The sequence below is a fragment of the Nonomuraea helvata genome (genome assembly GCF_039535785.1).
Lineage (GTDB): Bacteria > Actinomycetota > Actinomycetes > Streptosporangiales > Streptosporangiaceae > Nonomuraea > Nonomuraea helvata.
Map to the genome: position 1 here is coordinate 75049 of NZ_BAAAXV010000005.1, position 12802 is coordinate 87850.

8 protein-coding genes are annotated in these 12802 nt (G+C 72.2%); 2 read left to right on the forward strand and 6 right to left on the reverse strand.

The features are described 5' to 3' along the window. Positions 1-35: 35 nt before the first annotated feature. From ABD830_RS19720 to ABD830_RS19735, 4 genes are all read right to left on the reverse strand, one after another. A complete protein-coding gene (locus ABD830_RS19720) occupies positions 36-857 on the reverse strand; it encodes a sulfurtransferase (RefSeq protein WP_344989105.1) in 822 nt (273 codons plus the stop codon). Further along, a complete protein-coding gene (locus ABD830_RS19725; protein ID WP_344989108.1) occupies positions 854-2038 on the reverse strand; it encodes an alkaline phosphatase family protein in 1185 nt (394 codons plus the stop codon). Before ABD830_RS19725 ends, ABD830_RS19720 begins: the two co-directional genes overlap by 4 nt. A 213-nt stretch (positions 2039-2251) precedes the next feature. Further along, positions 2252-2842, reverse strand: coding sequence for a DUF5998 family protein (locus ABD830_RS19730; protein ID WP_344989111.1), 591 nt, complete (start codon positions 2840-2842; stop codon positions 2252-2254). A 145-nt stretch (positions 2843-2987) separates the two neighbouring features. Beyond that, positions 2988-5897: a bifunctional acetate--CoA ligase family protein/GNAT family N-acetyltransferase gene (locus tag ABD830_RS19735; RefSeq protein WP_344989114.1), complete on the reverse strand. Its 2910-nt coding sequence runs from the start codon at positions 5895-5897 to the stop codon at positions 2988-2990. A gap of 179 nt (positions 5898-6076) precedes the next feature. Here ABD830_RS19735 and ABD830_RS19740 point away from each other — a divergent pair, with 179 nt between their 5' ends. After that, positions 6077-6970, forward strand: coding sequence for a carbohydrate kinase family protein (locus tag ABD830_RS19740; protein WP_344989117.1), 894 nt, complete (start codon positions 6077-6079; stop codon positions 6968-6970). Between the two features lie 108 nt (positions 6971-7078). Further along, on the forward strand, positions 7079-9796 hold the full coding sequence (locus tag ABD830_RS19745) for an ABC transporter substrate-binding protein (RefSeq protein ID WP_344989120.1): 2718 nt from the start codon (positions 7079-7081) through the stop codon (positions 9794-9796). On the opposite strand, the gene ABD830_RS19750 is transcribed toward ABD830_RS19745, so the two are convergent. Both ABD830_RS19750 and ABD830_RS19755 read right to left on the reverse strand, forming a co-directional pair. Then, on the reverse strand, positions 9789-11894 hold the full coding sequence (locus tag ABD830_RS19750) for a RecQ family ATP-dependent DNA helicase (protein WP_344989122.1): 2106 nt from the start codon (positions 11892-11894) through the stop codon (positions 9789-9791). The genes ABD830_RS19745 and ABD830_RS19750 overlap by 8 nt on opposite strands. A 47-nt stretch (positions 11895-11941) precedes the next feature. Further along, a complete protein-coding gene (locus ABD830_RS19755) occupies positions 11942-12766 on the reverse strand; it encodes a TauD/TfdA dioxygenase family protein (protein ID WP_344989125.1) in 825 nt (274 codons plus the stop codon). Positions 12767-12802 lie beyond the last annotated feature (36 nt).

A 12802-nucleotide genomic window follows, 5' to 3' on the forward strand; every position in this document is an offset into this window, starting at 1 on the left:
GAGCAGCCGGGCGGCCGGTCGGCAGGACGACGGAGTCAGCCGGTGGCGACCGGTCGCGTGGGGTCGGCGACCCAGTTGGACCAGGAGCCCACATAGAGCGCGGCGGGCAGGCCCGCCACCTCCAGCGCCAGCACCTCGTGCGCGGCCGTCACGCCGGAGCCGCAGTACGCCCCTGCCGGAACGCCCTCGCCGACCCCCAGCCCGGTGAAGCGGTCACGGAGCGCGGCTGGGGCGAGGAAGCGGCCGTCGGGTCCGACGTTCTCGGTCGTGGGCGCGCTGACCGCCCCTGGGACGTGCCCGGCCACCGGATCGACCGGCTCCACCTCGCCCCGGTAGCGTTCGGCGGCCCGTGCGTCGAGCAACACCCCCTCGGTGGCCAGCGCCGCCGCCTCGTCAGCGGTCAACGCCGGCATTCCGCCCGGCCTCGCGGTGAAGTCTCCCTCGGTCAGGCCGGACGCCGGCACGTCCTTGGTCGTGGGCAGCCCGGCCTCGGTCCACGCGGGCAGTCCGCCGTCGAGCACGCGGACGTCCTGGTGGCCGAAGTAGCGCAGCGCCCACCATGCCCTGGCCGCGACCGTGGAGGCGGTGTCGTCGTAGACCACCACCGGCCGCCCGTTCGACACGCCGAGCCGCCGCATCGCGCTCTGGAACGCGCCCGCCTCGGGCAGCGGATGCCGGCCGCCCGCGCCGGGAGGCGCCGCGAGGTCTCTGTCCAGGTCGCAGTAGACGGCTCCGGGAATGTGCCCCTCGTGATAGAACTCCACGCCGGGCGGCCCGCCCAGCCGCCAGCGGACGTCGAGCACCGTCACGTCGTCGAGCGCGTCGAGCGCGGCAGGTGTGATCAGCGGGCTGGTCAAGTGCGTACCTCCAGGAGCGGGACATGCTGCTCGGCCGCCGTCATCGAACCGTGGTATCCGATGAAGAGCGCCTCGATCGGGTTGCGGGTGGGGGCGGTGATGGCCAGGTCGGTGTGGGGCACGGCCACGACGTCGCCGATGCGTTCCAGCCACGCGTCCCGCACCCGTGGCCCGAACCAGCCCGACTCGACCGCCTCCTGCCTGGACACTACCCAGGCCTTGCCTCGAAGGGTGTCGCGCCACGCCTCCAGCACGTCCTTCCCCGCGCCCCGCTCGGCGTAGACGTGCCTGGCCCTGGCCTCGCCACCGAGCAGTGCCACACCCTCCGCCAGCTCGGGAACCTTTTCGGCGTCGATCTTCTCGGTGGCGTTGACCATGCCGTGGTCGGCGGTGACGTAGAGCGCGGAGCCGGGAGTCAGTCCCTCGGCGAGCCGGCGCGCCATGTCGTCGACGACGGCCAGCTGCCGGAGCCACTCCTCGCTCCCCCATCCCGTCATGTGGCCGGCGGCGTCCAGGTCGCCGTAGTAGACGGTGACGTGCGCCGAACCCGCCCGCATCGCCTCGTGCACCCGCGCCACGCGGTCGCCCACGGCGTCGGCGGCCACGTAGCGCACGCCTCGATAGACGGCCCTGGTCAGCCCGGTGCCCTCGAACTCGGCGGGACCGACGTAGACGGAGTCGATCCCGGCCCGTACGGCGCGCTGGTAGACGGTCGGGGCGGGCTGCCACTGGTCCGGATCCATGGTCAGGCCGCCGGGCAGGCTCCACCGCAGGCAGTTGAACAGGTGGCCGGTGCCGGGCACGGCCAGCGTCAGCCCGAGCATGCCGTGCTCGCCCGGCGTCAGGCCGGTGCCCAGGGAGCAGAGGCTGGTGACGGTGGTGGCGGGGAACCCGGCGGTGAGCGTTCTGCTCACCATCGAGGACAGGAACGGGGCGGCCTCGGCGTGCGACCGCAGCAGCTCGGCCCCCAGACCGTCCACCAGGAAGAGGCAGACGCGCTCGGCGGGCTCCAGGACGAGCGGGGGGTCGTGCGATGGGGTGCGCGCGGCGCCAGGCCCTGCGGCTGTCGTCTCGGGAGCGCTCGACGCACCAGAGGTGCCGGGCTCGTGGACGCCCAGCGCCGTCAGCAACGCACCAGGCAGATCTGCCAGCGACCCGCCGCCGTACCCCGGCACCAGCATGCCCATCATCCTATGCCTTCGCGGATTTCTCCCTTTTCGCGCGGATCGCTCCGCCAGGTCCGTCAGGTCCAGCGCCGGCCCGACCGGCGTGGGCGCGGCCGAGCCCCCCACGCGGCGCCCTGACCGACGACCGCACGCGACACGCCCCCGCCACCGAACCGGTCCAGGGCCCAGGCGAGCCCGGCGCGATCCTGACGCTGATATGGGCGGGGGTCAGGAGGCGGCGCGGGCGGTGGCCTCGGACAGTGCCTTGGCGAAGGCGAGGACGTGGGTGACGGCCTCCGGGCCGTCGGCCGCCTCGCTGACCCTGAGCGACAGGTCGTCGGCCGTGATCGCGCCCGTGTAGCCGTGGTCGGCCTCGCAGTTTTCGTCGCCGCACGTCGCCGGCTCCAGGTCCACGTGCGAGATGGCGCCCCAGCCGATCGTGAGCGTCGCCTCCGTCGGAGGGACGCCCGGGACGTAGGAGGCTGGGTCGGGCACGACGCGGGTGACGGCGACCGACTGGATGCGGCTCAGCCGTACGGCCTCCGTGGTCGTGGAAGCGTGGGATGTCGAGACGCCCTCCACCGCGGGGTGCTCGTCGGTGTGGCAGACCAGCAGCCGCGTCGCCGACAGCACCAGGACGGTGACGTGCCGGCGCACCTCCATCGCGGGATCGAACGTGGCCTCGTGATGGACCACGAAGGCGGTCACCGCCTCCTTGCCCAGCGCGGATTCGACCGCGTCGGTGACGAGGTCGGGATAGTAGCCGCTGCGCTCGATCGCTTCGCGCAGGCCCGCGGCGGAGACTCGGGTTTCCCTCATGGGTCCATCCTGCCAGGGACGGGCAGTACACTCACCCGCCGGATATAACGCTCTATAACGTCTTTTATCCAGGCATCAGGTGGCACTTGGGTTCACCTCATTCGCCGCCATTCGCCGCCACTCGCCGTCATTCGCTGAGAGCGGATCAGGAGAGTCTCCGAGGACCGCCGTCGAGGCGCGGACCGGCCGGAGTGCGCAGGGTGGCGCGGGCGCCGAGGATGATGACGTTCGACTCGCCGACGAGCACCTGGTCCAGGTCCAGCCTGGCCACCTCCGGCAGGTCGCCGGCCAGGCGGCCGACGCGTACGAGGAGGTCTTCCAGGGCCTCCACGGCCACGGGCGGGTAGCCGTACTGGCCGAAGAGCAGCGGGGCCGCCCGCACGGAGCGCACGAGGGCGGCGGCGTCCTCACGGGTCAGGGGCGCCAGCCGGTACCCCTGGTCGAGCAGGAGGCGCGCGGTCACCTCGCCGAGCCCGAACGACACGACGGGGCCGAACGCGGGGTCCTCGACGGCGCCCACGACGGTCGGCACGGCGGGCTGCGGCGCCATCCGCTGGACCGCCAGCTCCACCCCCTCGCCCAGCTGACCGGCGAACCCGGCGAAGGCGTGACGCACCATCTCGGGGCCGGTCAGCCCGAGCCGTACGGTGCCCGCGCGGCGCGAGGCGCCGGGGTCGGACACCTTGAGCACCACGGGCCACCCGAGCCGCTCGGCCGCCTCCACCGCCTCGTCCGGCGAGCGCACCACCTCGGCCGGCCAGACGGTCAGGCCGTAGCAGGAGAGCAGTTCGGTGGCGTCGACCTCGACCGGCGGCCCCGGCTGCGCGAACACGCCGGACGGCGACTCGTTGACCGCGTCCCGCGGCCCAGGAGCGCTCGGAGTGCCCCGCTCGGTGAACGCGCCCGGCAACCGGCCGGAGGGCGCGTCGGCCGCCGTCGGCGCGCCGGGACCAGAGGGCACGTCGGGCGAGCCCGCCGTCGTCGTCTCACGCGCCACTTCCGATGCCCACTCCACGGGACCGCCCGGGGTGGATGGGGACTGGGCGCCCGGAGCGGGAGCCGAAGCGGGCGCGGCGGTGGGCAGGACCGTGCCGGTGGGCAGGACCGTGCGGACCAGCTGCTTGGCGCGGACCGTGTCGATGCCGTCGAGCTCCGGTGGCGGCACCGCCGGATGGGCGCGCCACCTCGCGTAGCGGACCACGTGGGCCAGCGCCCTGACCGCCTCCTCAGGCGCCGCGTACGACGGGATCGAGCCGCGCGACGGCGTCACCTCGCACCCCGGAGCGCTGGTCTCGACGCGCAGCGACGGGTGCATGCCCAGATGGCCCTGGAACGTCGCGAGCACCGGCTTGGCGGCGTCCTTGGAGACCCGTAGCAGCTCGGCCGCCACCTCGTCCGTGTCACCCGGGATGGGCGGCATGTAGATCACGACGGCGGCGTCCACGTCGGGGGAGGCCAGTTCGCCGGCGAGCGCCGTACCGAACTCCGAGGCTCCGGCGGCGGGACCGAGGTTGACCGGCGGGCGCGGCTCCAGCCCGGCGGCCACGCAGGAGTCGGCGGCGAGCAGGCCGAGCGCGTCGGAGTTGGTCACGAGCGCGACCCTGGGACCGGCCGGCAGCGGCTGGTAGGCCAGCAACTGGCCGACGTCGAAGAGCTGGATGAGGTCGTCGACCCTGATCAGCCCCGCCTGCTCGAACAGCGAGCTGATCGCCGAGTCCGGCAGGCCCAGCTCCTCAGCCGAGTGGCCGGCGGGCGTGCCGCCGCTCTTGACCACCACGACCGGCTTGCTCCGGGAGATGCGCCTGGCCAGCCGGGTGAACTTGCGCGGATTGCCGAGCGACTCCAGGTAGAGCAGGATCACCTCGGTCGAGTCGTCCTCCTCCCAGTACTGCAGCAGGTCGTTGCCGGAGACGTCGGCCCTGTTGCCCGCGGAGACGAACGACGAGATGCCCATGCCGCGCTGCGCCACCCGCTGGAGCAGCGCGGTGCCGAGCGCGCCCGACTGGCTGAAGAAGCCCACCTTGCCCCGGCACGGCAGGGTGGCGGCGAGGGTGGCGTTGAGCTTGACGCCGGGGTCGGTGTTGGCGATGCCCAGGCAGTTGGGGCCCACGACGCGCAGGCCGTACGAACGCGCGATGCGGGCCAGCTCGTCCTGCCTGGCCCTGCCCTCCGGGCCCGTCTCCCCGAACCCCGAGGAGACCACCACCAACCCGTGGACGCCCTTCTCCGCGCACTCCTTGACCACGTCGACCACGCCCGAGGCGGGCACGGCCACCACGGCCAGGTCCACGTCGCCGTCGATGGCCCCCACGCTCGGATAGGCGCGCACGCCCGCCACGGCCCGCACCTCCCGGTGCACCGGATAGACGGGGCCGGTGAAATCGGCGGCCAGCAGGTTGCGGAGGACGGTCTGGCCGACCCCGCCGGGCTCGCGTGAGGCGCCGATGACGGCGACCGAGCCTGGGGTGAGCAGCCTGGCGATGGACCTGGACTCGGCCCGGTGCTCGCGCGCGAGCGTGACCTCCGTGGAGGTCTCGGTGGGGGTGAGGTCGAGCGTCATGCGTACGACGCCGTCCTCGAACTGGCTCTGGGCCGTGTAACCGGCCTGGCGCAGCAGGCCCGTCATGCGCATGTTGGCGGGCAGGACGTCGGCGACGAAGTGTTCGATGCCGTTCTCGCGGGCGGTGGCCGCCAGGTGCTCCAGGAGCACGGAGGCCACGCCCCTGCCCTGGTGCGCGTCCTCGACGAGGAAGGCCACCTCGGCCTCGCCCGGCCCGGTGCGGTCGTAACGGATGACGGCCACCATCTCGGTGCCGATGGTGGCGATCAGGGCGACCCGGTTGACGTAGTCGACATTCGTGAACCGCTCGACTTCCCTGTCGGACAGCCGGGGCCTCGGCCCGAAGAACCGGAAATAGATCGACTCGTCCGACAGACGCGAGTAAAAAGAGCGGAGGCGGTCCGCGTCGGCGGGCCTGATCGGACGGACATGTGCCGTGCCACCGTCGGCCAGGACGACATCGGCCTCCCAGTGGGCCGGATAGTGTGCCTCCACAACCACGAGCGTAAACCCGCATCCCACATGCCAAGACCTCAGCCCCTGTTGGGCCCCTGTTGGGCAACGCTTGTGCATCGACTGCGGCCCGGTGTCCTGGGACCGCCCCACGGGCAGCCCGGAAGCTGTTACTTTTGCCGTGGCCAGGCTCGTTCTGAAGGCAGCAAGGTGGTGACATCATGACGCGGGTCGTCGTGGTGGGCGATCTCATGACCGACGCGGTCGCGCGCGCCCGTTATGCGCTCGCCAGGGCGAGCGACACCCCGGCGATCGTGACCATGCACGGCGGCGGCTCGGGGGCGAACATCGCCTCGTGGCTCGCCGTCGAGGGCGCCGAGGTGGCCTTCATCGGCCGCAGGGGCGCCGACATCACGGGGCGCAACCGTGACATGGAGCTGATGGGCTACGGCGTGGACGCCCGGCTCGTCATGGATCCCGAGCGCCCCACCGGCACCTGCGTGGTGCTCGTCACGCACAAGGGCGAGCGCACCATGCTCTCCGACCCGGGCGCCAACGCGGCGCTGTCCCCCGAGGACCTGCCGCGTGACCTGTTCACCGGAGGCTCGCACCTCCACCTGTCGGGCTACACGCTGATCAACGAGGGCTCGCGCGACGCGGGCCTCGCGGCGCTCGACATGGCCAGGCGCGGCGGCATGTCGATCTCGGTCGACTGCGCCTCGTCCGCGCCTCTGGACCGCACGGGGGCGGAGCCGTTCCTGGAGTGGACCAACGGGGTCAAGCTGCTGTTCGCCAACATCGAGCAGGCCAAGGTGCTGACCGGGCGCGACGACGCCGAGGCCGCCGCCAAGGTGCTGACCGCGTGGTTCCCGCAGGTCGTCATCAAGATGAACGCCGAAGGCGCCCTCTGGTACAGCAACGGCCGCCCCGACCCGGTCCGCGTGGCCGCCGAGCCGGTCGACAAGATCGTGGACGGCACCGGGGCCGGCGACGCGTTCTCTGCCGGCTTCCTGCCGGCCTGGCTGGCGGGCAAGCCTCCGGCGGAGGCGCTCGCCTCGGGCTGCCGGCTGGCGGCGAAGGCGATCATGCACCTGGGTGCCCGCCCGCCGTTCTGACCAGCCCCTCTCGCCGGGCGCTCAGGCTTGAGCGTTGATCCCCTTGTGAGCGGCTCCTCGATCGCTATGGTGGGCAGGTCGGGATTTAGCGCGACATAAGGGAGCCGGATGCAGGGCGTGCGTCCGTTACGGCCGGGCGATCCCACCTCGGTCGGCTCGTACGAGGTCACCGGCTTTCTGGGCGAGGGCGGTCAGGGCAGCGTCTACCTCGGCATCTCCCCTGCCGGCGAGCGGGTCGCGATCAAGCTGCTGCACGCCCGGTTCGCCGACGACGAGCAGGCCGTACGCCGCTTCCGCCGCGAGGCCGAGGCGGCGCGGCGGGTGGCGGAGTTCTGCACCGCCCGCGTGCTCGAGGTCGGAGCCGTCAACGACCAGCCGTACATCGTCGGCGAGTACGTCGACGGGCCGTCCCTGCAGCACCAGGTCACCAGGGAAGGACCGGTACGGGGACCGGCGCTGATGCGGCTGGCGATCACGACCGCCACCGCGCTGGTGGCCATTCACGGGTCCGGGGTGGTGCACCGGGACTTCAAGCCGAGCAACGTCCTGCTCGGTCCCGACGGGCCCCGGGTGATCGACTTCGGGATCGCGCGGGCGCTCGACATCAGCCAGAGCATGACGACCGGGATCGTGGGGACGCCCGCGTTCATGGCGCCCGAGCAGTTCCTCGGGGAGGCGTCCCCGGCGAGCGACGTGTTCGCCTGGGCGGGGACGATGGTGTTCGCGGCCACGGGGCGGGGGGCTTTCGGGTTCGGGCCGCTGCCCGTGGTGATGCACCGCATCCTCAGCCTGGATCCCGATCTGTCGGGCGTGCCGGGGGACATAGCGCCGCTGCTGTGGGCGTCGCTGGCCAAGGACGCCCGGCAGCGGCCCACGGCCGAGCAGCTGATGCGGGACCTGATCCGCGCCGGCACCACCGGCTCGCCGGGCACGACCCCGCAGCCGACGAGCGGCCCTCAGGTAGGAACGCCACAGGGCGGAACGCCGCACGCCGGAACGCCGCCGGCCGGCGGGCCGCCGGCGTACGGGCCGCTGCCCTATCCGGTGGGCGGGCCCGTCACGCCGCCCCAGCAGGGGTTCACGACCCAGCCTCAGTGGAGACGGCGGCGGGCGGCGATGATCACTGCGGGCGCGGCGGCCACCGCCCTGGTGGCAGGGGTCGCGGTGTGGCTCGTGACCCAGACCGGCGTCATCACCCGGCCGGGCCTCTCCCCCACCGCCTCGGCCTCGGCGGCGTCCGGGTTCGGAGCGGCGGTGGAGTCGGTCGCGAGCCCCTCGGCGAAGACCGGCGGCACCCTGCGCGTCGTCTCGGCGCAACCCCTGGAGACCACCGATCCAGGAGACATCTACCTACCGCTGTCGCTGAACCTGGTCCGCCTCTACGGACGTGCGCTGACGATGTTCAAGCCCGTGCCGGGGACCGCCGGGACGCAGATCGTCCCGGATCTCGCCGAGTCGCTGGGCGTGCCGAGCGCCGACGGGAAGACCTGGACCTACAAACTCCGACAAGGCGTGAAATTTCAGGACGGCACCCCCATCACCGCCAAGGACGTCAAGTACGCGGTCCTGCGCAGCATGGACCCCAGCCGCCCGGGAGGCTCGACCTACTTCGACCTCATGCTCGACCTCCCCGCCGGCTACCAGGGCCCCGTCAAGTCGCCGGGCATGAACACCGACTCGGCCATCCAGACCCCCGACGAGCGCACGATCATCTTCCGTCTCAGGAGGCCGTACTCCACGTTCGACGAGGTCGTGCAGATGCCGGAGACCGTCCCCGTACCGGAGGGCAAGGACACCGTCCTGGCCTCGGGCCCCTACAAGATCGAGACCGTGTCGGCCGACAAGAACAGGGTCGTCCTCACGCGCAACGACCAGTGGGATGCCTCGACGGACCCCAACCGCAGGCCGCTCCCCGACAGGTACGCGATCGAGTACGACGGTGAGAACGCGGAACGCCGGCTGCGCGAAGGCCGCGCCGAGTTCGGCCCCTCGGTCCCGCAGGAAGGCGCGGCGGCGGTGCTCAACGACCCGGCGCTCAAGAAGCGGGCGGACGCGCCGGTGACCACGGTCGTGCGGATGCTGGCGATCAACCCTGAGGTGCAGCCGTTCGACAACGTCGAGTGCCGCCGGGCCGTGGTCCGGGCCCTGCAGCTCAAGAACCTCGCCCTCGCCTACGGCACCGTTCAGGCGGAGGTGCCGACCTCACTCCTGCCGCCCTTGGTCATCGGCCGGCGTCAGCGCGATCCCGACCTCACGGCGGAGGGCGGCCGGCAGGCCGCCAGGGAGTCGCTGGCCGCGTGCGGGCATCCGGACGGGTTCGCCGTCACGTACGTCTATCGGGACGTGGCCTCGGAGCGGAACGCGGCCGTGGCCGTCCAGCAGAGCCTCGCCCGCGTGGGCATCAAGGTCACGCTGAAGCAGGTCACCGTCGCGGACTTCTTCCGGAAGTACGGCGGCAGCCCCGAATACCTCAAGCAGCACAAGATCGGCCTGATCGCGAAGTCCTGGGCACCCGACTGGCCGGACCCCGAGTCGTTCCTCACGCTGATCGCGGACAGCAGGCAGATCAACCCCAAGGAGTACTCGTTCAACGTGAGCGTCCGCGTCAGCGCCATCGACTCCCTCATGGACCAGGCCAGGGCCGAACTCGACCCGGGCAGACGCGCCGCTCTGTGGAGCCAGGTGGAGTCGAAGCTCGCCGAGCAGGCCGTGCTCGTCCCGCTGGCCTGGACGCGCCCTGTGCTGCTGCGCGGCCAGAACGCCACGAACGTCCATGTCAGCCCGGTCTATGGCGACTACGACCTGCTGACCATGGGCGTCAGGTAGTGGTGGCCAGGGCGAGCGGGAGCACCGCAGGGGCGCCCGCGTGCCGTATGAGGGCCGCCGCCAGCGTCATCGTCCACCCCGTGTCAACACGGTCGTCCACGAGCAGCACCGGCCCGCCGCAGCCGGCGATCGACGCGCTCAGCTCCTTGGGCATGGCGAGCGTGGCCCGGACCGCCTGCACCCGCTTCGCGCTGTTGAACTGCTGCCCCGGCGAGCCCGCCCGATAGCCCAGCTCTCCCAGGTAGGTCAGCCGCCCCACCGACGCCAGCCGTTCGGCGAACGCGCGCACGAGCGCGGGCCGGGTCGCGGACGGGACGTTCACCACGGCGACGGGGCGCTCACGCCACTCCCAGGCGGACAGCACCTGCACCACGGCCTTGAACATGTCGTCGGCCATGGGGCCGTCGTCGCCGTTGAACAGCTCCCGCAGCCGGTTGCCCCACCCGATGTCGGTCAGCCGGCCGAGCGCCCTGCCGGGCTCGGCGCCGAGCTCGGGCTTGATCCGTCCGGACAGGTCGGCCAGCCCGGTCGGCCACTGCTTGCGTGCTTCGATCTCGACGCCCGGCCTGCTCAGCCGCTGGCGGGCGCTCTCGACGGCCTGCGTGCCGATCTCCGGCGAGCGGTGCCGCCCGGTGCAGTTGTCACAGCGCCCGCACGGCGTGGCGGCCTCGTCGTCGAGGTGCCGGCGCAGGAACTGCTCCCTGCACTCGGACGTCGTCAGGTAGGCGAGCATGGCCTCCTGCTCGGCGCGGCGCTCGGCGGCGATGCGGGTGTAACGCTCGGCGTCGTAGGTCCACGGCTCGCCGGTGGCCTGCCAGCCGCCCTTGACCCGCCGGACCGCGCCGTCCACGTCGAGCACCTTGAGCATCATCTCCAACCGGCTCCGGCTCAGGTCGACGGCCGTCTCGAGCGCCGGTGTGGACATGACTCCGCCCTCTTCGAGCGTACGGAGGGTGGTCAGCACGACGGGCTCGGGCGGGAACGCCAGCGAGGCGAAATACGCCCAGATCTCGCGGTCCTCGACCCCCGGCAGCAGGATCACCTCGGCCCGCTCCACGCCGCGCCCCGCCCGGCCGACCTGCTGGTAGTAGGCGACGGGCGACTGCGGCGCCCCCACGTGCACCACGAACCCCAGGTCCGGCTTGTCGAAGCCCATCCCCAGCGCGCTCGTCGCCACCAGCGCCTTGAGCTTGTTGTTCAGCAGCGCCTCCTCGGCCGCCAGGCGCTCGGCCGGGTCGGTCTGCCCGGAGTAGGCGGCCACCTCGAACCCCTGCTCGCGCAGGTATCCGGCGATCTCGTGGGCGGCGGCGACGGTGAGCGTGTAGACGATGCCGGAGCCGGGCAGCTCGCGCAGCGTCTGCGCGAGCCAGGCCAGCCGCTGCTCGGCGGTGGGCAGGCGGACGACGCTCAGGTGCAGGCTCTCCCGCTCCAACGGCCCGCGCAGCACGAGCGTGCCGTCACCGTCGTCGTAGGGCAGGCGCATCTGCTCCGCCACGTCACGGGTGACGCGGGCGTTCGCGGTGGCGGTGGTGGCCAGGACGGGGATGCCCGGCGGCAGGTCCTCGAACAACGTGGCCAGCCGGCGGTAGTCCGGCCGGAAGTCGTGCCCCCAGTCGGAGATGCAGTGCGCCTCGTCCACCACCACGAGCCCGGCGCTCTCGGCCAGCTCGGGCAGGACGTTGTCGCGGAAGTCGGGGTTGTTGAGCCGCTCGGGGCTGACCAGCAGCACGTCGACCATGCCGTCGGCGACCTGGCCGTAGATCTCCTCCCACGCCTCGGGGTTGGCGGAGTTGATCGTGACGGCCCTGATGCCGGCCCGCTCGGCGGCGGCGATCTGGTTGCGCATGAGCGCCAGCAGCGGCGAGACGATGACCGTGGGGCCCTCGCCGAGCTCCCGCAGGAGCGCGGTGGCCACGAAGTAGACGGCCGACTTGCCCCAGCCGGTGCGCTGCACGACGAGCACCCGCCGCCGGTCCACCACCAGGGCCTCGATGGCGGCCCACTGGTCGTCGCGGAGCACGGCGTGCTCGCCCGCCAGCGCCCGCAACCGCTCCTCGGCCTCTTCCCGCAGCATCGCCACATCGGGGGCTTCAATCATTCCCCCTTGTTACCACGCTCCCGCGGCCCCTATGACCGTCCTCGTGGTCAGGCGGGGTCGGTGTGCTCGGGGAAGGCGTTGATCGTGACGCGGTGCATGCGGCGGCGCTCCGTGTAGTCGGCCACGGCGTAGTGCTGCGTCGGCCGGTTGTCCCAGAAGGCGAGGGTGCCGGGCCGCCAGCGCAGGCGTAGCTGGTACTCGGGTGAGCGGATGTGGTCGATCAGGAGCGGCAGCAGCGCCTCGTTCTCGCGGTCCGTCAGCCCGACCAGGCGCGTCGTGGAGGCGCGGTTGACGAACAGGGCCTTGCGGCCGGTCTCCGCGTGCACGCGGACCACCGGGCGCTCCACCGGCGGCCACTGCGCCTGGATCTCGGCCAGGTCGAACGGGTGCCCCTTCGCGATCGCCTTCCTCATCGACATCGTGATGTCGTGCACGGCCGTCAGCTCGTCGCACAGCCGCTGCAGCCAGGGCGAGAGCGTCTCGTACGCCAGGTACGTGTTCGCCCAGCACGTGTCCCCGCCCACGCTGGGCAGCTGGACGCAGCGGAGCAGGGAGCCCATCGGCGGAGTGGGTTCGAAGGTGTTGTCGCTGTGCCATTCGTCCCCGCCCTCGCCTTTCGGAGAGGTCTGGTCGAGGACGTGGATGGGGCTGGTGGAGTCCTTCTTGAAGGCCGGGTGGTTGAGCGTGCCGAAGTTCAGGGCGAACTGCAGGTGCTGCTCGTCGTCGATGTGCTGGTCGCGGAAGAACAGCACGAGGTGCTCGAGCCAGCCGGCGCGCAGGGTCGCGACCTCTTCCTGCGACAGCGGTTTGCGCAGATCGACCCCGGTGACCTCGGCGCCGATGTGCTTGGTCACGGGATGAAACTCGATCATGACGCCTCCGGGACAGCCGTATCCTCCTGCCGCGAA